Here is a 253-nt window from a genome sequence, read left to right on the forward strand (position 1 = left end):
TCCCGAATCGATGCCAAGCTGGGTAATGCATCACCTGCGTATTTCACCCGCGTACGCACGATGCGCATCGGTTTTCCGCAACACGGACAGCCAGGCACCGGACGCGGTTTGGGCGGTGGAACAAACACCCGTTTAATCAGCTGCACCAGCTTGACCAGCCGGCTGTTGGGGTGCAGAAAGCCGAAGTTGCGCGCCCGTCTGAATCCCTTCGGGAGAATATGCAGCAGGATTTTGTGCAGAAATTCCACACCGC

The 253-nt window shown here is 57.7% G+C and carries 1 protein-coding gene; it reads right to left on the minus strand.

Features of this window, described 5'->3' with window-relative positions:
- The coding region (locus IV91_RS0115365) for a transposase (RefSeq protein ID WP_200874462.1) at window positions 1-253 on the minus strand (253 nt) is incomplete at both ends.

Origin of the sequence: Ferrovum myxofaciens (assembly GCF_000735045.1) — a bacterium.
Classification (GTDB): Bacteria; Pseudomonadota; Gammaproteobacteria; order Burkholderiales; family Ferrovaceae; genus Ferrovum; species Ferrovum myxofaciens.